Below are 23,173 nucleotides of genomic sequence, written 5' to 3'. Positions count from 1 at the left end.
GGGCGGATCTCCTGCTGCCCACGGTTCCCCCACGTCGTGGCATTCCCTGTCCGAGAAGTGCGAGAAGGAGGAACCGGTGGCACCGAACTTCGGAGCTCGCTCCAGAACGAACTGCGAGACCGCCCGATGAACATGTTCGTCAGACCGCTCGCCGACCGGCCCGACGCGGAGACGAAACTGTTCTGTTTCCCGTACGCGGGCGGCGGCATTTCCACGTTCCGCGACTGGAGTGCCGGACTGCCCGGGACCGTCGAGCCGTGGGCCGTCCAGCTGCCGGGCCGTGAGGACCGGGTCGGCACGCCGCCCCTCGACAGCATGGGCGACGTGATCAACGCCCTGGTGCCGGCGATCATCCCGCAGCTGGACCGTCCGTTCGCGTTCTTCGGGCACAGCATGATGGGCGCCATGGTGGCGTGGGAACTGGCCCGCGCGCTGCAGCAGCTGGAGGTGGGCTCCCCGGTCGAGCTGTTCGTGTCGGGGTGCGTGCCGCCCCAGGTCAGGCTGGCAGCCGAGCCTCCGCTGCACTCCCGCGAGACCGCGGACCTCGTCAGGACGCTGCGCTCGTGGCGTGCCACGCCCGAAGCCGTCCTCGACGACCCGGAGCTCCTGGAGCTCGTCCTGCCGGTGATGCGCGCCGATCTGGCCGTCGTCGAGACCTACCGGTTCACCGAGCAGCCCCGGCTCCGCTGTCCCGTCACGGCCTTCGGCGGCACCGAGGACGAGCCGGTCGGCAGCGCGCCGCTGGAGCGCTGGGGCGAGCTGACGCTCGGGGAATTCGACCTGAAGATGTTCCCCGGCGACCACTTCTTCCTGCATTCCGCGCGCCAGGCCGTACTGGACGAAATCACCACCCGGCTCGATTCCAGAGCTGTTTTCCGCGCGCGTTCCCAGTAGACGGATCAGTCTGCTCACTCGTCGTGAGCCTCGTACAGGAGTGAGAATTGCCGGACATGAATCTTCGTTCCCCTGCCGACCCGGCACCCGACTACCGCTTGTGCTGCGTCGATTGCGACTGGCAGAGCGAGCCGGAATTCAGGCTGCGATGTCCCCGGTGTTCCGGCGCACTCGACCCCGTACTCGACCTGGAAGGCGCCACGACCCGGGACGGCGACCGGCCCGAACTCACGTACCTGGACTTCCTTCCGGTCGCCTCACGGCACTTCGTCGACGCGGACATCAGCGTGCGCACGCCCTGCCGTCCGGCCCCGCGCCTCGGCGAGGCCGTCGGTCTCCCGCGGCTCTGGGTGAAGGACGAGTCCCAGCAGCCGACGGGGACCACCAAGGACCGGCTCGCGGCGGTGGTCCTCGCGGCGTTCCGGCAGTTCGGGATCAAGGAGTTCGTGGCGTCCAGCACCGGGAACAGCTCGACGGCCCTCGCCCGGGCCGTCCAGCACGACCCGTCGATGCGGGCCCACTTCTTCTGCGGCCGGGACTTCGTCACGGACCACGACATCGAGACCGGCGACCGGGTGTCGCTGACCGTCGTCGACGGCAGCTACGCGGAAGCGACGCAGGCCGCCCAGGAGTTCGCCGCCCGGCACGGCCTCGCCTGGGAGGGCGGCTTCTTCAACTGGGCCCGCCGCGAAGGCCTGAAGCTCACCTACCTGGAAGCCTTCGACGCCATGGACGCCAAGCCCGACGTGGTCGTCCAGGCCATCAGCAGCGGCATGGGCATGATGGCCGCGCGCAAGGGCGCCGAGGAGTACCTCCGGTGCAGCCGCCTCGACAAGATGCCCCGCTTCCTCATGGTGCAGCAGGACACCTGCGCCCCCATGGCCGCGGCCTGGCGCGAGGGCCGCGCGGAGCTGACCGACCAGGACGTCGTCGCCCGCCCCCAGGGCCTGGCACGGGCGATCCTGCTCGGTGACGGCCGCGGCACCTACCCGTACATGCGCGGCATCGCCCTCGACACCGGGGGCGGCATCGTGTCGGTCACCCAGGAGGAGCTGGTCCTGGCCCGCGGCATGCTCCGTGAGCTGGAGGACCTGGACGTCTGCCACTCCTCGGCCGCGACCGTCGCGGCACTGCGCAACGAGGCGGCGGCCGGGCGGATCTCCCCGCACGAGGTCGTCCTCGTCAACCTGACGGGCCGCGAGCGGACCGGCACCTCGGCCGGCTCCGGACCGGCCCTCGCCGAGGCCAACGCCGGATAGCCCCGGAAACGGGGAGCGGCGCCGACCACCGGCCACCACGGGGTGGTGCGACACGACCCTCTCCTCAAGCACCCACAGCAGCCGCGAGCCAAGCGAGGTCACCATGAGTGCGCAGTCCCACGAGACGGACCCCGAACTGCCCGACGTGGACAGGGAGTTCGACGGACCGGGCGACTACGCCGCCGAGTACGAGGACAGCCTGGACATCGCGGTCGTCGGCATGGCCGGCCGTTTCCCCGGCGCCCGCACGGTGGCGGAGTACTGGGACAACCTCAAGGCGGGCGTCTGCTCCGTCACCCGCTTCGACGACGAGGAGCTCGGCGCACGCGGTGTGAGCGCCGCCACCCTCGCCGACCCGGACTTCGTGCGCGCGGGCTACCCGCTGGCGGACAGCGAGAAGTTCGACGCGGCGTTCTTCGGCTACTCCCCGCGCGAGGCCGAACTCATGGACCCGCAGCACCGCGTGCTGCTCGAATGCGCCTGGGCCGCCCTGGAGAGCTCCGGACACGACGCCGAGGGCTACGACGGGCTCGTCGGCGTGTACGCGGGGGCGGGCAACAACACGTACCTGCTCTTCAACGTCGCCTCCCAGCCCGGGGCCGCGGAGCTCCTGGGCGACAAGCAGACGGTGATCGGCAACCGGTCCGACTTCCTCAGCAGTCGCGTCGCGTACAAGCTCGGCCTGGAGGGCCCTGCCCTCAACATCCAGTCCGCCTGCTCCACTTCGCTGGTCGCCGTGGTCGAGGCCTGCCAGGCGCTGCTCGCGTACCAGTGCGACACGGCGCTGGCCGGCGGTGTCGCGGTCGACGCGACGCGGGGCAAGGGCTACACCTACCGGCCCGACGGGATCTTCTCGCCCGACGGCCTGTGCCGCACCTTCGACGCCCGCGCCCAGGGCACGGTGGGCGGCGACGGCGTCGGCATGGTCGTGCTCAAGCGCCTCAAGGACGCGATCACCGACCGCGACCACATCCACGCCGTCATCAAGGGCGGCGCGCTGAACAACGACGGCTCCCAGCGCGCCGGGTTCAGCGCGCCCAGCGCCGCCACCCAGGCCGGCGCCATCTCCACCGCGCTGGCCAACGCGGACGTCGCGGCACAGAGCGTCCGGTACGTCGAACTGCACGGCACCGCCACCATTCTCGGCGACCCCATCGAGTTCTCCGCCCTCACCTCGGCCTACGCCGGGGTCGACGCCGGCAACTGCGCCGTCGGCTCGGTCAAGACGAACATCGGGCACCTCGACTCCGCCGCCGGCGTGGCCGGGCTGATCAAGACGGTCCTCGCGGTCGAGCACGGCCTGCTGCCGCCCACGCTCCACTTCGAACGGCCCAACCCCCGCATCGTGCTGGACGGGAGCCCGTTCTACGTCAACACCGAGCTGCTGCCCTGGCCCGAGGACGACGGCCCGCGCCGCGCCGGCGTCAGCTCCTTCGGGCTCGGCGGCACCAACGCCCACGTCATCCTGGAGCAGGCGCCCCCGCTCGTACGCGAAAAGGCCCCTGCGGACGGCGGCGAGCAGCTGCTCGTGCTCTCCGCCAAGACCCCCGAGGCGCTGGAGACGGCCACCGACCAGCTCCAGGACCATCTGCGCGCGCACCCCGATCTCCCGCTCGCCGACGTCGCGTTCACCCTCCAGCAGGGCCGGCGGGCCTTCCCCTACCGGCGGACGCTGGTCTGCGCGAGCACCGAAGAGGCGCTGGAGGCACTCGACGCCCGGGACGACGGACGGCTGCAGACCGCGAGCGCCCCCGAGGCGCCGCACCGCCCCGTGGCGTTCCTGTTCACCGGATTCGGCGCGCAGTTCCCCGGCGTGGCACGTCAACTCCACGCCCGGGAGCCTGTGTTCGCCGCGGCCCTGGACGAGTGCGCCGAACTGCTGCGGCCGCTGCTCGGCGAGGACATCCGTGAACTGCTCTTCACCGTCGACGAGTCGGCCGGATCCCCCGCCCAGCAGCCCTTCGACTTCCGGCAGCTGCTCCTTCAGCCCGAGCGCAGCGAGCACCCGCTGGACCAGCCGCGGCTCGGCTACCCGGCGGTGTTCGCCCTGGAGTACGCGCTGGTCGCCCTCTGGGACTCCTGGGGCGTCCGGCCCGAGGCCATGATCGGGCACAGCCTCGGCGAGTACGTCGCGGCCTGCGTCGCGGGGGTCTTCTCGCTGCCGGACGCGCTGCGTCTGGTGGCGGAGCGGGCCCGTCTGATCGAGGAGCAGGGCGAGGGCGCGATGCTCGCGGTGCCGCTGTCCGAGGAGGCCGTCGCCCGCTACACGGACGACGAGGTGTGCCTGGCCGCGGTCAACGGCGCCCAGAGCTGTGTGCTGTCCGGCTCCGTCGAGGGCATCGAGCGCGTCGCCCGCGAGCTGCTGGCGGACGAGGTCGTCTCCCGCACGATGACCAGCCGCTTCGCCTTCCACTCCCCGATGATGGACCCCGTGGTCGAGCGCTACACCGAGCTGGTCCGCTCGGTACGGCTGAGCCCGCCGTCCACGCCGTTCGTCTCCAACCTCACCGGCACCTGGATCACCGACGAGGAGGCCACGAGTCCCGAGTACTGGGGCCGTCACGTCCGGCACACCGTGCGCTTCGCGGACGGCATGGGCACCCTGTGGTCGCTGCCCGACGTCGCCATGGTCGAGATCGGCCCCGCGCCGACCCTGACCTCGGTGGCCCTCCAGCACCCGGCGGCGGCCGCCACCGACCGGGTCGTCGTCCCCTCCCTTCCCGGCGCCTTCCACGGACAGAGCGACCGCGCCGCGCTGCTCAGGGCCGCGGGGCGGCTGTGGCTCGCCGGCCGGGCGCGCCCCTTCCCCGGGTCGGGCTCCGCCCGGCGGGTTCCCCTTCCCACGTACCCCTTCGAGCGGCGCGCCTACTGGCTGGAGCCCGGTGCGGGCCCGCAGGACGGCGGCTCCGTCCAGCAGCGGCGCGGCACCCTGCCGCAGTGGTTCTACTCGCCGTCCTGGCGCCGGCTCCCCGCGGCGGCCGCACCCGACGCGGCCGAACTCGCCGCTCAGCGCTGGCTGGTGTTCGCCGACGAGACGGGCGTCGGGCGTCGGCTCGCCGACCGCCTCGAAGCGGCCGGTGCCACCGTGCGCACGGTGGCACCGGGGTCCGGGTTCAGCCGCAAGAGCGAGCGTGAGTACGTCCTCGATCCGGCCCGGGCCGCCCACTTCACCGAGCTGGCCGAGGCGCTGCGTGCCGAGGGCGCCCTGCCCCGGCGGGTGGTGCACTGCTGGAGCGTGGGGGACGACGCCGACCGCGCCGACGCGCCCGAGGACGTACGGGCCCTGGTGCGGCGCTCGTTCGAGAGCCTGGTCCACTGGGCCCAGGCCTGCGAGGCCGAGCTGATGACCGAGCCCCAGCGCTGGGACGTGGTGTCCACCGAGGTCTACTCCGTGCTCGGCCACGAACCGCTCTGCCCGCCCAAGGCCACCGTCCAGGGGCTGTGCAAGGTGCTCGCGCAGGAGTACCCCTCCCTCAGCTGTGTGCACCTCGACCTGAGCCTCGACGGCCGGCGGCCAAAGTCCGATCCGGCCGAGCAGGTGCTCGCCGACCTCGCCGCCCCGCCCGGCGAGCGGACGATCGCGTTGCGCGGACGGCACCGCTGGGCGCCCACGTACGTGCAGGCCCCGCTGCCCGAGCGGGCGGCCTCCGCGCTGAAGGCGGACGGGGTGTACCTGATCACCGGCGGCCTCGGCAAGATCGGCCTGCTGATGGCCGGGGCCCTGGCCGAGCAGGAGCGCGTACGCCTGGTGCTGTTCGGGCGGACGGGGCTGCCGCCCCGCGAGGACTGGGACGACGCCGGGCTCCCCGAGGGCACCCGGTCCGCGATCCGGGCCGTCCGGGCGATCGAGGCGCGCGGTTCCCGGGTGATGGTGGCCGCCGCCGACCTCTCCGACCTGTCGGCCATGCGCTCCCTGAAGGCGCGCGTCCTCGACGAGTTCGGCCCGATCGACGGCGTGCTGCACTGCGCGGGGACCACCGGACCCGCCGCCCACCGCGAGGTGTCCGCGCTGAGCGGGGAGGAGGCCTCCTGGCACTTCGACCCCAAGCTCTACGGCACCCGGGTGCTGCACGAGGTCCTGGCCGACCAGCGGCTGGACTTCGCGATCATCGCGTCCTCGATCGCCGCTCTCCTGGGCGGCCTCGGTTTCGGCGCGTACGCCGCGGCGAACGCCGCCCTCGACGCCTTCGCCCAACGCCACCACAGCGCCGACGTGCCGTGGACCAGCGTCAACTGGGAGGCCTGGTACTTCGCGGCCGAGGAGCAGCGCGACGCCGATCTGGGCGCGGCGGTACGGGAGTTGGCGCTGACGCCCGACGAGGGCCGTCAGGTGGTCGACGCGCTGCTCCGTGCCGTGCCGCAGCCGCAGGTCGTCATCTCCACCGGCGATCTGGCCCTCCGTCAGGAGACATGGGCCGACCCGGTGGCCGACGCGCCGACGCCGGTCCGCAAGCACGAACGCCCCCATCTGCGCAACCCCTTCGTCGCGCCGAGCGGGGAGACGGAGCGCCGGGTCGCGGAGATCTGGCAGGAGCTACTCGGAGTGGAGAGCGTGGGCGTGCACGACAACTTCTTCGAACTGGGCGGCAGTTCGCTGCTCGGCCTCCAGGTCGTCCACCGGCTGCGGCAGGAGCTGGCCGTTTCGGTGCCGCTGACCATCGTCTACGAGGGCCCCACCGTGCACACCCTGGGCGGGCTCATCGACGGACTGCGGGCCGCCCGGTGAAGGCCCCCGGCGACGGCATCGCGATCGTCGGCATGGCCGGACGCTTCCCCGGGGCCGGGAACCTGGACGAGTTCTGGTCGAACCTGCGCGACGGCGTCGAGTCGATCGTGCCCCTGAGCGACGAGGAACTGACGGCGGCCGGCGTCTCCCCCGAGCTCTTCGGACAGCCGAACTACGTCAAGGCCGCGCCCCTGTTCGCCGGGAGCGACCTGTTCGACGCGGAGTTCTTCGGATACACGGCCCGCGAGGCCGAGTTGATGGACCCTCAGCACCGGCTGTTCCTGGAGACCGCCTGGGAGGCGCTGGAGATCTCCGGCCACGACGCCGCCCGGTACCCCGGCAGCATCGGCGTCTTCGGCGGGGCCGGCACCAACCGCTACGTCCGGCACGTCTACTCGCACACGCAGCTGGTGGACACGGTCGGCCTGACCCAGGTCCTGGTCGGCAACGAACTCCCCTTCCTGTCCTCCCGGGTGTCGTACAAGCTGGATCTGACGGGTCCGGCCATCTCCCTGCGGGCGGCCTGCGCGACCGCGCTGGTCGCCATCCACACGGCCTGCCGGAGCCTGCGCGAGCGGGAGTGCGACATGGCGCTGTCCGGCGGCGTCCACGTCGACCCGGCCCCGGGCACCGGCTACCTGTACCAGGAGGGGTCCTTCGTCTCCCCGGACGGGCACGTCCGCCCGTTCGACGCGGATGCCAGGGGCACCGTCTTCGGCAGCGGTGTGGGCGTGGTGGTGCTCAAGCGGCTCGCGGACGCGCTCGCCGACGGCGACACCGTCCACGCGGTGATCAGGGGATCCGCCGTGAACAACGACGGCGCGGTCAAGGTCGGCTTCACGGCTCCCAGCGTGGCGGGCCAGACCGCGGTCATCACCGCGGCGCTCGCCGACGCGGGTCTCACGCCCTCGGACATCGACTACGTCGAGGCGCACGGCACGGGCACCTCGCTGGGCGACCCGATCGAAGTGCAGGCCCTGTCACGGGCCTTCGCCGGCGCCGACTCGTGCGCGCTCGGCTCGATCAAGGGCAACATCGGACACCTCGACGCGGCCTCCGGCATCGCCGGGCTGCTCAAGGTCACGTCCGCGCTCGCCCACGAGACGCTGCCGCCGTCGCTCAACTACGCGCGCGCCAACCCGGACATCGACTTCGCCGGCAGCCCCTTCCACGTCCAGGCCGAGCCCGGCCCCTGGCCGCGCACCGACCGCGTGCGCCGCGCCGGGATCAGCGCCTTCGGCTTCGGCGGCTCCAACGCCCACGTCGTGCTCGAAGAGGCACCCCTCGCCCCGCCCTCCCCCGCGAGCCCGCGCCCGACCGAGACGCTGCTGCTCTCGGCCCGCAGCGCCGAGGCGCTCGAAGAGGCCACGGACCGGCTCGCCGAGTCCCTGCGCCGCGACAGGCCGCACCTCGCCGACGCGGCCTACACCCTGGCCACCGGCCGTCGCGCCTTCCCGTACCGCCGCACGGTCACCGGTGCCGACGCCGCGGCCGTGGCGGCGGCCCTGGAAACACGCGACCCCGCCCACGTCACCACCGCTTCGGCCGCGCGCGAGGGCGCGCCCCTGGTCTTCCTGTTCACCGGCCAGGGATCCCAGCACGCGGGGATGGCCAAGGACCTGTACGAGCAGGAACCGTGCTTCCGCGCCGCCGTCGACGAGTGCGCCGAGCTGCTGGGGCCCGAGCTCGACACCGACCTGCGCGACGTCCTCTTCGGACAGGACGCCCGACTCGACCTGACCGCATGGGCCCAACCCGCCCTCTTCGTCGTCGAGTACGCGCTCGTCCGGCTCTGGCGTTCCTGGGGCGTCTCGCCCACCGCCATGCTCGGACACAGCCTCGGCGAGTGGGTGGCCGCCTGCGTGGCGGGGGTCTTCACGCTCCCCGACGCGCTCCGGCTCGTCGCCCTGCGCGGCCGTCTCATGCAGGCCCAGGCCCCGGGCGCCATGCTGAACGTCATGGCCGACCGCGCCGCGGTCGAGGCCGCCCTGCCCCCCGGTCTCTCGCTGGCCGCGCACAACGGCCCCCGCGACTGTGTCGTCGCCGGTCCCGACGAGGCCGTCGCGGCCTTCGACGCGCTGGCGAAGGCCAACGGGTGGGCCACCCAGCGCGTCGCCACCACCCGCGCCTTCCACTCGGCCCTGATGCGCCCGATGGTCGAGGAGTTCACCGAGGCCGTCGCCGCCACCGAACGCCGGTCGCCGCGGCTCCCGTTCGTCTCGAACCTCACCGGCCGGTGGATCAGCGACGACCAGGCCCGCGACGCGGGCTACTGGGGCGACCACATCCTGTCCACGGTCGAGTACGTCACGGGGATACGGACCGCCGCGGAGCCCGGCGGCGTACTGCTCGAGGTCGGCCCGGGGCAGACGCTCACCAGCCTCGCCCGCCGCGTCCTCACCGACGCGGGCGTCAAGGCCGCGACCTTCGCCTCGCTCCCCCACCGGCGCGACCGCCGCACCGCGGCCGAGACCGTCCAGCGCACCCTCGGCAGCCTCTGGCTGACCGGCACCGTCCCCGACTGGTCCGCCTACTACGCGGGCCAGCGACGCCGCCGCGTCCCGCTGCCCGCGTACCCCTTCCAGCGCAAGCGCTACTGGCTCGAACCCCGCACACCGGCGGCGGCGAACAGCGCGCCCGCGCGCCGCGACGACGTCGCGGACTGGTTCTACGCGCCCTCCTGGCAGCGCGGTGCGCTGCCCGCCGACGGGCAGCCGGACGCCACCGCGCACTGGCTGGTGTTCGTCGACGGCCTGGGCGTGGGCGAAGCGCTGGCCGGGCGGCTGCGCGCGGCGGGCGCCACCGTCTCCCTGGTGGCGGCGGGGGACGCCTGGGCCGAGGCCCCCGGAGGCCGGTACACCGTCGACCCGTCGGGCGCCGCCGACCACGACCGTCTGATCGCCGCGCTGCGGGACAGCCCGCACGGCGTACCCACCCGGATCGTGCACGCCTGGAACGTCACCCCCGGCGGGGTGGAGGCCGGGCTGCCGCTCGGCTTCGAGAGCCTCGTCAGGCTGGCCCAGGCCCTCGTCAGCCGGGCGGAGCCCGCGCCGCGCCGCATCTGGACGCTGAGCAACGGTCTGCACGACGTGACGGGCGCCGAGCCGCTCGCCCCGCTCAAGGCCACCCTGCTCGGCCCGACCCGGGTCCTGCCCCGCGAGCTGCCCGGCACCACCTGCCGCAGCGTCGACCTCGACTGCTTCGACACCGCGACCGAGCGGCAACTCGACGCGCTGTGGGCCGAGTTGTCCGCGGAGCCCGGGGACGAGACGGAGACGGTGGCCCACCGGGGCGGCCACCGCTGGTCCCAGCACTTCCTGCCCCGGCGGCTCCCCTCGCGCGAGGGGACCCCCGCGCTGCGCGCGGGCGGCACCTATCTCGTCACCGGGACGGGCGGCCTGGCGCTCGCCCTGACCGGGCATCTCGCCGCCGCCGGCGCACGGATCGCGCTCACGTCCCGCGGCCCGCTGCCGCCCGCCGAGGAATGGGACGCCTGGCTCGCCGCGCATCCGGCGGAAGGGCGCGTGCGGCAGGTGGTGGCCGAGCTGGCGCGGCTGCGTGACGCCGGGGCGGAACTGCTCGTGCTCCAGGCCGACGTGAGCGACCCGGAGGCCATGCGTGAGGCGGTCCGCCGGACCACCGGGCGCTGGGGTCCGCTGCACGGCGCCTTCCACACCGCGGGCGTGGTGGGCGGCGGCCTGATCCAGCTCAAGGACCTGGCGGCGGCCGCCGACGTGATGCTCCCGAAGGTGCGGGGCACGCTGGTGCTCGAGGAGGCGCTGGCCGGCCAACCCCTGGACTTCCTGGTGCTGTTCGGCTCCAACGGCGCGAACGTCGGCAGCCTCGGCCAGGTGGACTACTGCGCGGCGAACTGCTTCCTCGACGCCTTCGCCCACGACCGCGGCCGGCACCGGCGCGTGATCACCGTCGACTGGGGCCCGTGGAAGGAGACCGGCATGGCGGTCGACACCTCCCGGGGGGCGGACGTCGAGCACGCGCGACAGCACGGCATGTCGACGGCGGACGGGCTGCGGGCGCTCGACACGATCCTGTCCAGCGCCTCGGAGCCGCAGGTCGTCGTCTCCCCCACCGAGCTCTCCGCGCTGTTCGCGGGCGCCTTCTCCCTCACCGACGAGGCGCCCGCGGGAACGCGTGCCGAGACGCGTTCCGAGGCACACGAACGGCCGGACATCCTGACCGAGTTCGTCACCCCGCGCAGCGAGGCCGAGCGCACGGTCTGCGCGGTGTGGCAGGACCTCCTCGGGATCGAGAAGGTCGGCATCCAGGACAGCTTCTTCGACCTGGGCGGCAACTCCCTGATCGCCATCCAGCTGGTGAACGCCGTCAACACCCGCCTGGGCACGAAGATCACCCTGGGCGATCTGTACGAAGGCCTCACCGTCGCGCACCTGGCCGGCCTGACCGAGGCGCAGCCCCAGCAGCCGACGACCCAGCAGCGCAAGGCACTTGAAGAGCGCCGGGCGAACATGCAGCAGCGGCGCCAGCACCAGCAGCGCCGCCGGACGGCCAGAGGCAGGCCATGACCACCGCCGCGCGCCCCGAGACCGGTGTCCTCGCCGGTCAGGACCGACGGCTTCCCCTCTCCCGCAACCTCAAAGGTGGTATCGCGTGACTATCCGTACCGTAGGCGTGATCGGCGCAGGCACGATCGGCCGAGGCGTCGCCCAGGCCTTCGCGGAGGCCGAGTTCGACGTGGTCCTCGTGGACATCTCGCAGGACCAACTCGACAGCGCACGGGCCCAGATCGGACGTGACGTGCTGGTCCACGCCATGCTGCTCGGGCACCGGCCGAAGGAGAGCTCCGAGACCGTCCTGTCCCGGATACGCACCGGCACCGACCTCTCCGCGCTGGCCGACGCCGACTTCGTCGTCGAGAACGTCACCGAGAACTGGGACGTCAAGCGTGCGGTGTACGAGGAGATCGACGGCATCTGCCGCCCCGGCGTGATCTTCGGGGTCAACACCTCCGCGGTGCCGATCACGCGGGTCGGCTCGGTCACCGGGCGCCCGGGCGAGATCCTCGGCCTGCACTTCATGAACCCCGTCCCGATGATGGACACGGTGGAGGTCGTCAGCGGGCACTTCACGACCGACGAGACGCTCAAAACCACGCTGGGCCTGCTCGAGACGCTCGGCAAGGAAGGCATCGTCGTCCAGGACGCCCCCGGCTTCATCACCAACCGGGTCCTCATGGTCACCATCAACGAGGCGATCTTCTGCGTACAGGACCAGACCGCGTCGGCCGAGGACATCGACAAGATGTTCCGCGGCTGCTTCGGCCACAAGATGGGCCCGCTGGAGACCGGCGACCTGATCGGCCTCGACACGATCCTGAACTCCATCACCGTCATGTACGAGAGCTACAAGGACAGCAAGTACCGCCCCGCGCCCCTGCTCCAGCGGATGGTCGACGCCGGGCTCCTGGGCCGCAAGACCGGCCAGGGCTTCTACACGTACTGACCCCCGCCGTCCCACCGTCCCGACCTCACCACCGAAGGAAGCACCCCACCATGACGCACGACGACGTCCGCGCCCGGATCCACGAGTTCCTCGCCCCGCACCTGGGCGGTCAGTCCCTGGCCGACAGCGACGACTTCTTCGCCCTCGGATACGTCAACTCCCTGTTCGCCATGCAGCTCGCGCTCTTCGTGGAGAAGGAGTTCTCCCTGTCCCTCGGGCCTGCCGACATGGACTTCGACAACTTCCGCACCGTGGACGGCCTGGTCCGTCTGGTGACGTCCAGGGCGGCGGTCTAGGGCCCGCCCGGCCGACAGGACCCGAGGCCCCTTCCGGCGCGTGCCGCACCTCGGTGCCGCACGCGCCGGCCCCGTTGTCATCACCGGCGAGGAAGACTCCACCATGACAGTCCCGAACGACACCCTGACCCGCATCGACCTGCATGCCCCGGTCCCCGGGGCACTGGGCCCCGAGATCGAGCGCCGCCTCTTCTTCGTCTCGCCCGAGATCACCGGCTACGAACTGATCCTCAAGGACGGTGAGGTGTTCGGCGTCACCCTGTCCTCGGCGGAGCCGCTCGCCCACGACGCCCTGACCGCCAAGGTCAACGCGATGGTGGACAACGACGTCCGCCCGCAGCGCGTGACCCCGGCCAAGGCGGTCTGGACCTCGCCGCACCGGCGCACGCCGCGCACCGACGTCTTCGAGCTGCTCTCCGAGGACGGCACGCTGAGCGAGGCCGGGGAGGGGCAGGTGGCCATCGGGGAGCCGCTGATCTCCCTCTTCACCTACTTCGACCGGGCCATATGCGACCTGCTCGCCGAGGACTTCGACGCGCGCGAGTACCGGTATCCGACGCTGATCCGCACGAAGGCCCTGGAGACGGCCGGGTACTTCAAGGCCTTCCCGCAGCATCTGATGTTCGTCACGCGCCTGCGCAACGATCTCGACGTCTACCAGTCGTTCCAGGAGTCGTACGCGGCGGGCGGCATCGACTCCGGCACGCTCGACTCCTGCGGCAACATGGACTACTGCCTGCCGCCGACCATGTGCTACCACACCTTTCACCAGCACAGCGGGCGCACGCTGGAGGCGGACCGGCTGCACGTGGTCACCTCCCGGGGCAAGTCGTTCCGCTTCGAGGCCGCGTACTCCACCACGCTGGAACGCCTCTGGGACTTCACCATCCGCGAGATCGTCTTCATGGGCACCAGGGAGGACGTGCTGAACTCGCGCGAGCGCTTCATGCGGAAGGTCTTCTCCTTCGTCGAGGAGCTCGGCATGAGCGGCTTCTGCGAGGTGGGCAACGACCCGTTCTTCTGCGCCGCGGACACCTCCGAGCGGATCTGGTCGCAGCGCCTGATGGGGCTCAAGTACGAGCTGAGGCTGCACGTCGCGCCGGACCGGACGATCGCCGTGGGGTCCTTCAACTTCCACGACGACCTGTTCGGCAAGGCCTTCGGCATCGACCACGGCACGAACGGCGCCGCCCGCAGCGGTTGCGTCGGTTTCGGCCTGGAGCGGCTCGTCTACGCGTTCCTCTGCCAGTACGGCCCGGACGCCGACGGCTGGCCCGCGCGGGTGCGCTCGGCCGTCGCCGGGGGACGCCCGTGAGCGAGCAGGAGGGCCGGGCCCCCCGCACCCCGCAGGAGGAGGTCCTGTGCGCGGTGTTCGCCCAGGTCCTCAAGGTGGACCGGGTCGGCATCGACGACTCCTTCTTCGACCTCGGCGGCCACTCCCTCCTGGCCACCCGGCTGACCGCCCGCATCCGGGAGGCCCTGGGCGTCGACGTGCCGATGCACACCGTCTTCGACGCCCCGACCGTCGCCCGGCTCGCCGAACAGCTGGCCCGGGGCTCCGCCGGCCGGCGGCCCGCCCTGCGCCGGCGCGAGCGCCCGGACGAGATCCCGCTGTCGCAGACCCAGCGGCGGCTGTGGTTCCTGAACCGCCTGCACGGCGCGGCCGGGCACTACAACATGCCCATGGCGTACCGCCTGCGCGGCGAGCTCGACGTCCCCGCGCTGGAACGCGCCCTGAACGACCTGGTCGCCCGGCACGAGAGCCTGCGCACCGCGTATCCGGACTGGGACGGCAGGCCCCAGCAGATCGTGCTGGACGCGGACGAGGCGCCCGTCGAGCTGCCGGTCTCCGCCGTGGCCGACGCGGACCTGCCCGAGGCCCTGAGCGAGGAAGCCGGCTACCTCTTCGACCTGACCGCCGAGACCCCTGTGCGGGCCCGGCTGTTCGCGTCGGCCCCCGACGAGCACGTCCTGATGCTGACGGTGCATCACATCGCGTGCGACGGCTGGTCCCTGCTGCCGCTGACCCGGGACCTGGAGCGCGCGTACGCGGCGCGCCGCGCCGGCCGGGAGCCCGGCTGGCCCGAACTGCCCGTCCAGTACGTCGACTACACGCTCTGGCAGAACGAACTGCTCGGCGAGACCGACGACCCCAACAGCCTGCTCAACCGCGAAACGGCCTTCTGGCGCGGGGAGTTGGCGGGCATGCGGGACCGGCTGCGCACCGACGTGGCGGCCCCGCACCCGGCCACCCCCTCGCACCGGGGCGGGCGGGTGGCCGCCCAGGTGCCGCAGTCCACCCACCGGGCGCTCACGGAGCTGGCGCGGGAGACCGGCACCAGCGTGTTCATGGTCGTGCAGGCGGCCCTCGCGGCCCTGCTCACCCGGCGCGGGGCGGGCACGGACATCGCCATCGGCATCCCCACCGCGGGACGCGCGGACCAGGGCCTCGACGATCTCGTCGGGTTCTTCGTCAACACCCTCGTGCTGCGGACCAGGACCGACGGCGACCCGACCTTCCGCGAGCTGCTGTCCCGGGTGCGCACCACGGACCTGGCGGCCTTCGCCCACCAGGACGTGCCGTTCGACCACCTGGTCCAGGCGCTCAACCCGCCCAGGTCGCCCGCCTGGCATCCCCTGATCCAGGTGATGCTCGCGTTCCAGAACAACGAGAGCGCCGAGCTGCGGCTGCCGGGCCTCACCGTGCGTACCGAGCCCGTGGAGGAGCGGATCACCCGCTTCGACCTGCGCTTCGAGCTGTTCGAGCGCTTCACCGACGGCCGCGCGCCGAACGGCATCGACGCCGGTCTCACCTACGCGCTCGACCTGTACACCCCCGAGGAGGCCGGGCGCCTGGCACAGGACTTCACCGATCTGCTCGACGTCGTGGCCGCCGCGCCTGGCCTGCGGCTGAGCGGACTCGACGAGGCGCCCGCCGCCGAGCCGGCCGGCGTCCTGCCGGCGGAGCCCGTGCGCGCCGAGGGCGGGGCCCCGCGGGCCGCCTTCGTGTGCTCCCCCTACGGCCAGCAGTGGGTCGGCATGGGGCGCACGCTGTTCCGCACCGAGCCGGCCTTCCGCTCCGTCCTGGAGGAGTGCGACAGGGAACTGGCCCCGCACACGGGCTGGTCGCTGATCGACGAACTCTTCCTCGACGAGCCGGAGGCAAGGACGGACGACGTCGGCGTCATGCAGCCCGTCGTCTTCGCCCTCCAAGTGGGCATCGCCCGCTGGCTGGAGGCGTCGGGCGTCCCGCCGACGGCCGTCGCGGGCCACAGCATCGGCGAGGTCGCCGCCTGCGTCATCGCGGGCATCCTCGACCTGCCGGACGCCGCCCGTCTCGTCCACCACTACAGCGACCAGCAGCGCCGCGTGACCGGACCGGACCACGGCATGGCCGCGTTCGGACTCTCGGCGGAGGATCTCGCCCCCCATCTGACGGACAACGTCTGCGTCGCGGGCCGAAACGGCCCCACCACCACCGTCCTCGCCGGGGACCGCGGCGAACTCGCGGCGATCGTGGCCGACCTCCAGGCCCGCGACGTCCTGTGCGCCATGGTCCGGGTCGACCTCGCCGCCCACAGCCCGGCCATCGATCCGATCATGGACGATCTGGAGCGGGCCGTCGGCACCCTCACCCCGCGCCCCGGCCGCATCCCGATGATCTCGTCGGTGACGGGCGAGGAGCTGGACTGGCGGGAGGCCACGGCCTCCTACTTCGCGCAGAACCTCCGCAGGCCCGTCCTGCTCGCCGACGCCACGAGCCGTCTGCTGCGCGACCACGACGTCCTCGTCGAGATCAGCGCCCACCCCGTCCTGGCCCCCGCTCTCCAGCAGAGCGTGGACGCGTCGGGCGCCGACGCCACCGTCGTCACCACCATGCGACGGGGCGAGGACGACCGCACCGGTCTCCTCGACGCCCTGCGCACCCTTGAGGGCCTCGGCCACCGGCCGCTGACCAGCCTCGGAAAAGCCGAGTGAGGAGCACAATCATGGAGGACACGTCGGACGGGCGTGACGGTGTGGCCGGGGACACCCTGCCGGGCCTCTTCGCGGCCCAGGCGGCCCGGACCCCCGACGCGGTGGCGCTCGTCGCCGACGGGGTCGAACTGACCTACGCGGAGCTGGACGCCCGCGCCCACCGGCTGGCGCTGGCGCTCGCCGCAAGGGGCGCGGGGCCCGAGACGATCGTCGCGGTGTCGGTGCCCCGTTCGGCCGAACTCGTCGTCGCCCTCTACGCGGTGCACAAGACAGGCGCGGCCTATCTGCCGCTCGACCCGGACCAGCCTGCGGAGCGCGTCGCTCTCGTGCTGGACGACGCGGAGCCGCTGCTGACGCTGACGGCCGACGGCGTCAGGCGGCTGACGGCAGCCGGCGAAGCGCCCCGCACCGAGCCGGTCCTGCCGCGCCCGGACCCCTCGAACACCGCGTACGTGATCTACACGTCGGGGTCGACGGGGCGGCCCAAGGGCGTCGCGGTGCCCCACCGCGCCATCGTCAACCGGCTGCGCTGGATGCAGGCGGAGTACCCCCTGGCGGCCGACGACCGGGTGCTGCAGAAGACACCGGCCGGATTCGACGTGTCGGTGTGGGAGTTCTTCTGGCCGCTGTGCGTCGGGGCGCGCCTCGTCGTGGCCGAGCCCGACGGGCACCGGGACCCGCGGTACCTCGTCGACGTCATCCGGGCCCAGCGGATCACCACCGTGCACTTCGTGCCGTCGATGCTGCGGCTCTTCCTCGCCGAGCCCGCCGCCGCGACGTGCACCGGCCTGCGCCGGGTCTTCGCCAGCGGTGAGGCCCTCGGCGGCGAGCTGCGGGAGCGGTTCTTCGACGTCCTCGACACGGAGTTGCACAACCTCTACGGCCCCACCGAAGCCGCGGTGGACGTGTCCTACTGGCGGTGCGGGCCGGACGACGAGCCGGGGCCCGTGCCGATCGGCGGGCCGGTCTGGAACACCCGGCTGTACATCCTGGACCCGGACCTCCGCCATGTTCCGGCCGGCGAGACCGGTGAACTGTACATCGCAGGGGTCCAGTTGGCCCGCGGGTACCTCAACAGGCCCGGACTGACGGCCGCGAGCTTCGTCCCCGACCCGTACGGGCCGCCCGGCAGCCGCATGTACCGCACGGGGGACCTCGCCCGGCTGCGGCGGGAGGGCGTCATCGACTACGTGGGCCGGGCCGACCACCAGGTCAAGGTCAACGGCGTACGGATGGAACTCGGCGAGATCGAGAGCGCGCTGGTGCGCCACCCCGGGGTCGCCGACGCGGTGGTGGTGGCCCGGCCCGTGGCTGCGGGCGGGACGCAGCTGGTCGGTTACCTCGTCCCGGACGACGCCGAGGCGTCCGCGCTGCGCACGGTGTGCCGTCTGCGGGAGAGCGGGGAGGTCTCGGCCGAAGAGCTGCACACACTGCCGAACGGCATGGTGGTGGCGTCGGCCAACCGCGCCGAGACGGACTTCCTCCACCGCGAGATCTTCGAGGGGCGCGAGTACCTGCGCAACGGCATCGTGCTGCCCCAGGGGGCCCGCATCTTCGACGTCGGGGCCCACATCGGCCTGTCCACGCTCGCGCTCGCCCGGTCCTGCCCCGGCAGCACCGTCTACGCGTTCGAGCCGATACCGGACATGTTCCGGCTCCTCGAACTCAACACACGGATCCACGGCGTCGACGCCCGGCTGTTCCCGTGCGGCATCGCCGAGAAGCCCGGCACCGCGACCTTCACCTACTACCCGAAGCTCTCCATCATGTCGGGCCGCTTCGGCGACTCCGCCGAGGAACGCGGCGTGGTGGAGGCCTTCGTCCGCAACGGGCCCGAGGCGGCCGCGTTCTCGGCGCCCGGCTCCGCGTCCGACCTGGACGATCTGCTCGCCGAACGGCTGCACCACGTCGACGTCACCTGTGAACTGCGCACGCTCTCCGACGTGATCCGCGAGACCGGGGTCGACCGCATCGACCTGCTGAAGATCGACGCGGAGAAGAGCGAGGTGGAGGTCCTCCTCGGCATCGCCGACGCCCACTGGCCCATGATCCGCCAACTGGCCGTCGAGGCCCACGACCTGGACGGCCGGGTCCAGTGGATCAGGGGTCACCTCGCCGACCGCGGCTTCTCCGTGGTGGTCGACGGGCAGACCACGCTCGCGGACACCGGCCTGGTCACGGTCTACGCCACCCGCGGCGACGCGCCGGACCCGGTGGCGGGCGACGCGGCGCCGCTGTCCGTCGGGTCCCGCTGGTCGGACCCGGACCTGTTCGCGGCGGACGTCCGCAGGCAGGCGCTGGAGCAGCTCCCCGCGTCCATGGTGCCGTCGTCCTTCGCCGTGCTCGACGCGTTCCCGCTGACGCCCAACGGCAAGCTCGACCGGAAGGCGCTGCCGGCCCCCGGGCCACGGGCGGCACGCACCCGCGAGGCGCCGAGGAACGCCCGCGAGAAGGTGCTCTGCGCGCTGTTCGCCGAGGTCCTCGGCGTCCCCGAGGTGGGGATCAGGGACGACTTCTTCCAGCTGGGCGGGCACTCGCTGCTCGCGATCCCGCTGATCGGCCGGATCCGCTCGGCGTTCGGTGCCGAACTGAACATCCGCAGCCTCCTGGAGGCGCCGACCGTCGCCGCGTTCGCCGCCCTGCTCGACCACGGCCCGCGAGCCGCGGCCGACGCGCTGGACGTGCTGCTGCCGCTGCGCGCGACGGGTTCCCGCGCGCCGTTGTTCTGCGTCCATCCGGCCGCGGGGACGGGCTGGGTCTACTCGGAGCTGCTGCGGCACGTCGGCGAGGACCACCCCGTCTACGCGCTCCAGGACGGCGGCCTGACCGGCGGCGAACCGGTCACCGGCATCGAGGACATGGCGGAGCACTACGTACGCCGGATCCGGCAGGTCCAGCCGGCCGGCCCCTACCACCTGCTCGGCTGGTCCTTCGGCGGTCTCGTCGCTCACGCGATCGCCACCCGGCTCCAGGAGGCCGGGGAGCGGGTCGCCCTGCTGGCCCTGCTCGACGCGTATCCGCTGCACGACCGGCCGGAGCCCAGGGCCCCGCGGCCCGGCCCGCACGAGGGGCTCGCCGAGCTCCTCGCGTCCCTGGGGTGCGCGGTGCCGGACGAGCCCGGAGAGCCGCTGGGACAGGCCGCGTTGAGGAAGGCCGTCGGTGCGGCCGACAGCCCGCTGGCGGGGCTCGACGAGAGTCAGGTGCTCGCCATGGCCAGGGTGTTCCGGACCAATGTCGGGCTCGCCCACGCGTTCAAACCCTCGGTCTTCACCGGCGACCTGCTGCTCTTCACGGCCGCGCTCGACAGGGCCGCGCCCGACGACGCCGGGCAGCCGCAGGACCACGAGGACTGGGCGCCCTACGTGGCGGGACGGCACTACGTACGCCCCGTGGCGTGCACGCACGGGGAGATGGCCGGCCGGGCGGCGATGGCGGAGATCGGTCCGGTGATCGCGGCCCGCCTGTCCTGACCGCCCGGCGGACGGCTCAGGCCTGGACGGCGGGCTCGCGCTCGTCGTCGGCGTCCGTCTCCGGGTCCCTGTCCACGTCCATGTCCGCGTCCGCGTCCGTCTCGTCGAGGATCGACGTCAGACGGTCCCGGTCGGCCCGCGTCAGGGCCTCGTCCACCCGCTCCGCGAGCGCGGCCACGGTGGGGTTCTCGAACAGGGTGCGCACCGAAACCCTGGGGCCGAGCAGCTCCTCGATGGTGAGCACCATGCGCGAGCCCAGCAGTGAATGGCCGCCCAGCAGGAAGAAGTTGTCGTGCGGGCCGACCTCGTCCACCGCGAGCACCTCGCACCAGATGGCGGTGAGGACCTCCTCCAGCGGGGAGAGCCGGGTGCCGGCCGCGGCATCCTGCCCGGGTCTGTTTCCCTCGGGCCCGGCGCTCTCGTCGTGATGAAGCATGCGCATTCCTCTTCTGTCTACCGATACGTACGGATGGGTGCGGACCGCCGGGTCAGGATTGCTCGGCGGCGAGTTCCCCGGCCAGGACCTGTCCGATCTCCGCGGCCGCCTGCCCGCGCAGCATTCCGTGGTGGTCGGCGGGGACCCGGTGGGCGTCGAGCGGCCCGTCCACGTAGCTCTCCCAGACCGCCGCGGACAGCCCTTCGGGGTTGCCCACGGAAGCCCCGAAGAACACGGCGCGCCCGTCGAACCTGCCCGGCACATGGGTGGCCGCGAGGCGGAAGCCGTGCAGGGCCGCATCGATCAGGGCGATGCCGTCGCTCTCCTTCAGGTCCAGCGCCTCTCGCATGCGTTCGACCACGTGGGAGCGTTCCAGCGCGACGTCCCGGTCGTCGGCGGTGAGGCCGCCGAAGCCGGCCAGAAGGGATTCCAGGACGAACTGTTCATCGTCGTGGTCGTCGTGGCCGTTCTCCGGGACGCCCGCGTGGATCCGCTGGTCCGGGAACGGATAGGCGTCGATCAGCGCGAGCAGCGAGACGTCCTCGTGCTGTTCCCGCAGCACGACGGCGACGGCATGGGCGAGGATGCCGCCCAGGGACCAGCCGATCAGCCGGTAGGGGCCCTCGGGCTGAATCCCGCGGATGCGCGCGACGTACCCGGCGACCATGTCCGCCATGGACGGGGCCAGTGCCGTGGGCTCGGTGATGCCGCTCGCCTGCAGTCCGTGGACGGGGTGCGCGAAGCCGAGCTTCGGGAGCAGCGCCGCGTAGCTCCAGCTGAGGCCGGTGATCGGGTGGAAGCAGAACAACGGCCGGTCGTTGGTCCCGGTGTTGATGGGGACCACCGGGTCCAACAGGCCCGAATCGGAGGCGGATTCGGAGCCCTCCTCGAGGAACCGCAGCAGGCTCCGCACGGTCGGGGCCTCGAACACGTCGCGCACGGACAGCCGTACCTTCAGCATGGACCGGATCCGGCTCACCAGCTTCGTCGCCAGCAGCGAATGGCCGCCCCGCTTGAAGAAGTCGTCGTCCATCCCGACCTCGGGCACCTTGAGCACGGTGGCGAACAGCTCGCACAGGAGCTGGGCCCGCGGCGAGTTGGGAAGAGCCGTCGAGTGGTCGTGCGTCTGGTCACGCGTCTGGTCACGCATCAGGGGTCTCGGCTTTCGTGAGGCGTCCGGGCCGGGCGAGCAGCTCCGTCAGATCCGCGTCCGTACGGCGCAGCACCCTTTCCAGTACGTGGATGAAGTCGTCGGCGAGTCGCTCCATCCGGCCCTTGTCGAACAGGTCCGTCCGGTAGCGGATGTCCCCGGACAGCTCCTGCCCCGCCATGGAGACGGAGAGCGCGAGGTCGAACATGCTCGTCGTCGCGGGCGATGCCAGCATGTCGACGGTCAGTCCCTGCCAGGCGGCCTGTTCCCAGGACTCGTCCTGCAGGACGAACATGGCCTGGAAGAGCGGGGAGCGGGACGGGTCGCGCTCGGGTTCGAGCTGGGCGACGAGCCGGGAGAAGGGATAGCTCTGGTTCTCGTGGGCCCCGAGCGTCACGTCCCGCACCCGACGGAGCACGTCGCGGAAGTCCATGTCGCCGCTCAGGTCGGTGCGCAGCACCACGCTGTTCACGAAATAGCCCACGAGCTCCTGGGTGCCGGGCAGTTGCCGGTTGGCCATGGGGCTGCCGACCGCGATGTCCCGCTGTCCGCTCGCCCGGGCCAGCACGATCTGGAAGACGGCGAGGAGCAGCATGAACGGAGTGACCCGCTCCTCGGCGCACCTGCGCACGACGGCGTCGCCCAGTTCCCCGGGCACCCGGAGCCGCACCGCGTCGCCGTCCGTCGAGGGCGACGCCGGACGCGGCCGGTCGGTGGGCAGCTCCAGGGTGGTCAGACCGTCGAGGACGCGGCACCAGTGGTCGTACTGGGCCCGGCACTCCTCGCCGCGCAGCCACTCGTGTTCCCACCGCGCGTAGTCCACGTACGCGAAGGGCGGGGGCGCCGAAGGCGTCGCGTCGCCCCGCACGGCGTCGCCGTACGTCTCGCCGAGCTCGCGGACCACGATCCCCAGCGACCAGCCGTCGAAGACGATGTGATGGACGTTCAGGATCAGTACGTGCTCGTCGTCGGCCAGCTTGAGCAGCGAGGCGAAGAACAGCGGCCCCTCGGCCAGGTCGAAGGGGCGCCGGTCCTCCTCGTCCAGGCGTCGCCGCAGGGCCGCCTCCCTGTCCTCCTCCGGCAGGTCGGACAGGTCCTCGACGGCCAGCGGCACCGGCAGGGCAGGCGCGATCCGCTGCTGGGGTTCGCCGTCGTCGTCGACGAAGGTGGTCCGCAGCGAGGCCTGCCGCGCCACGAGGCCGTCCAGGGCCCGGCGCAGGGCCGGCAGCACGAGGGGGCCGCGCAGCCGGAACGCGAGCGGCAGCGCGTACGGCGCCTGCTCCGGGTCGAACTGGTCGAGGAACCACAGCCCTTGCTGCCCGCAGGACGCGGGCGCGGGGAGGTCCTCCCCGCGCCCCGGATCCTCGTGCGGGCCCCCGGCTCCGGTGCCGGGCGCCGGGGCCCCGCGCCCGGCGGCCAGCTTGCGCAGCAGGGCGCGGCGGTCCCGCGGCGCTTTCGACGGACGGCTGTGCTGTTCCATGGT

11 protein-coding genes and 1 pseudogene are annotated in these 23,173 nt (G+C 72.6%); 9 read left to right on the top strand and 3 right to left on the bottom strand.

Annotated features, from left to right (window positions below):
- Positions 1 to 126: 126 nt before the first annotated feature.
- The 9 genes and pseudogenes from ACZ4D5_RS26640 to ACZ4D5_RS26600 all read left to right on the top strand — a co-directional run.
- Entirely contained in the window at positions 127 to 894 is a 768-nt protein-coding gene (locus tag ACZ4D5_RS26640) for a thioesterase II family protein (protein WP_467774934.1), read from the top strand.
- 56 nt (positions 895 to 950) lie between these two features.
- Entirely contained in the window at positions 951 to 2,153 is a 1,203-nt protein-coding gene (locus ACZ4D5_RS26635; protein ID WP_467774933.1) for a threonine synthase, read from the top strand.
- A 103-nt stretch (positions 2,154 to 2,256) separates the two neighbouring features.
- A complete protein-coding gene (locus tag ACZ4D5_RS26630) occupies positions 2,257 to 6,879 on the top strand; it encodes a type I polyketide synthase (RefSeq protein WP_467774932.1) in 4,623 nt (1,540 codons plus the stop codon).
- Complete coding sequence (locus ACZ4D5_RS26625) at positions 6,876 to 11,423, top strand: type I polyketide synthase (protein ID WP_467774931.1); 4,548 nt, start codon at positions 6,876 to 6,878, stop codon at positions 11,421 to 11,423. Before ACZ4D5_RS26630 ends, ACZ4D5_RS26625 begins: the two co-directional genes overlap by 4 nt.
- 85 nt (positions 11,424 to 11,508) lie before the next feature.
- On the top strand, positions 11,509 to 12,360 hold the full coding sequence (locus tag ACZ4D5_RS26620; protein WP_467774930.1) for a 3-hydroxyacyl-CoA dehydrogenase family protein: 852 nt from the start codon (positions 11,509 to 11,511) through the stop codon (positions 12,358 to 12,360).
- A 50-nt stretch (positions 12,361 to 12,410) separates the two neighbouring features.
- On the top strand, positions 12,411 to 12,656 hold the full coding sequence (locus ACZ4D5_RS26615) for an acyl carrier protein (RefSeq protein ID WP_467774929.1): 246 nt from the start codon (positions 12,411 to 12,413) through the stop codon (positions 12,654 to 12,656).
- Positions 12,657 to 12,759: 103 nt separating this feature from the next.
- On the top strand, positions 12,760 to 13,971 hold the full coding sequence (locus tag ACZ4D5_RS26610) for a class-II aminoacyl-tRNA synthetase family protein (RefSeq protein WP_467774928.1): 1,212 nt from the start codon (positions 12,760 to 12,762) through the stop codon (positions 13,969 to 13,971).
- A complete protein-coding gene (locus ACZ4D5_RS26605; protein WP_467774927.1) occupies positions 13,968 to 16,634 on the top strand; it encodes a condensation domain-containing protein in 2,667 nt (888 codons plus the stop codon). Before ACZ4D5_RS26610 ends, ACZ4D5_RS26605 begins: the two co-directional genes overlap by 4 nt.
- A 41-nt stretch (positions 16,635 to 16,675) precedes the next feature.
- A pseudogene (locus ACZ4D5_RS26600) lies at positions 16,676 to 20,104 on the top strand (amino acid adenylation domain-containing protein); the annotation flags it as partial.
- Positions 20,105 to 20,120: 16 nt separating this feature from the next.
- On the opposite strand, the gene ACZ4D5_RS26595 reads toward ACZ4D5_RS26600, so the two are convergent.
- From ACZ4D5_RS26595 to ACZ4D5_RS26585, 3 genes are read right to left on the bottom strand one after another with little or no spacing between them, the layout of a single operon-like run.
- Positions 20,121 to 20,540: a phosphopantetheine-binding protein gene (locus ACZ4D5_RS26595; protein ID WP_467774926.1), complete on the bottom strand. Its 420-nt coding sequence runs from the start codon at positions 20,538 to 20,540 to the stop codon at positions 20,121 to 20,123.
- A gap of 52 nt (positions 20,541 to 20,592) precedes the next feature.
- A complete protein-coding gene (locus tag ACZ4D5_RS26590; protein WP_467774925.1) occupies positions 20,593 to 21,690 on the bottom strand; it encodes a thioesterase domain-containing protein in 1,098 nt (365 codons plus the stop codon).
- A complete protein-coding gene (locus tag ACZ4D5_RS26585) occupies positions 21,683 to 23,170 on the bottom strand; it encodes a condensation domain-containing protein (RefSeq protein WP_467774924.1) in 1,488 nt (495 codons plus the stop codon). The genes ACZ4D5_RS26590 and ACZ4D5_RS26585 overlap by 8 nt, the downstream gene beginning before the upstream one ends.
- Positions 23,171 to 23,173: the final 3 nt, after the last annotated feature.

The sequence above is a fragment of the Streptomyces sp. NPDC025651 genome, assembly GCF_055558735.1.
The sequence above is the reverse complement of the archived record's forward strand: the minus strand, read 5'-3'. Positions and strand labels throughout refer to the sequence as shown.

Excerpts from the sequence above, each read along its gene's own strand:
- ACZ4D5_RS26640 (WP_467774934.1), top strand. The coding sequence starts at position 127 with ATGAACATGTTCGTCAGACCGCTCGCCGACCGGCCCGACGCGGAGACG.
- ACZ4D5_RS26635 (WP_467774933.1), top strand. The coding sequence starts at position 951 with ATGAATCTTCGTTCCCCTGCCGACCCGGCACCCGACTACCGCTTGTGC.
- ACZ4D5_RS26630 (WP_467774932.1), top strand. The coding sequence starts at position 2,257 with ATGAGTGCGCAGTCCCACGAGACGGACCCCGAACTGCCCGACGTGGAC.
- ACZ4D5_RS26615 (WP_467774929.1), top strand. The coding sequence starts at position 12,411 with ATGACGCACGACGACGTCCGCGCCCGGATCCACGAGTTCCTCGCCCCG.
- ACZ4D5_RS26610 (WP_467774928.1), top strand. The coding sequence starts at position 12,760 with ATGACAGTCCCGAACGACACCCTGACCCGCATCGACCTGCATGCCCCG.
- ACZ4D5_RS26595 (WP_467774926.1), bottom strand. The coding sequence starts at position 20,540 with ATGCTTCATCACGACGAGAGCGCCGGGCCCGAGGGAAACAGACCCGGG.
- ACZ4D5_RS26590 (WP_467774925.1), bottom strand. The coding sequence starts at position 21,690 with ATGCGTGACCAGACGCGTGACCAGACGCACGACCACTCGACGGCTCTT.
- ACZ4D5_RS26585 (WP_467774924.1), bottom strand. The coding sequence starts at position 23,170 with ATGGAACAGCACAGCCGTCCGTCGAAAGCGCCGCGGGACCGCCGCGCC.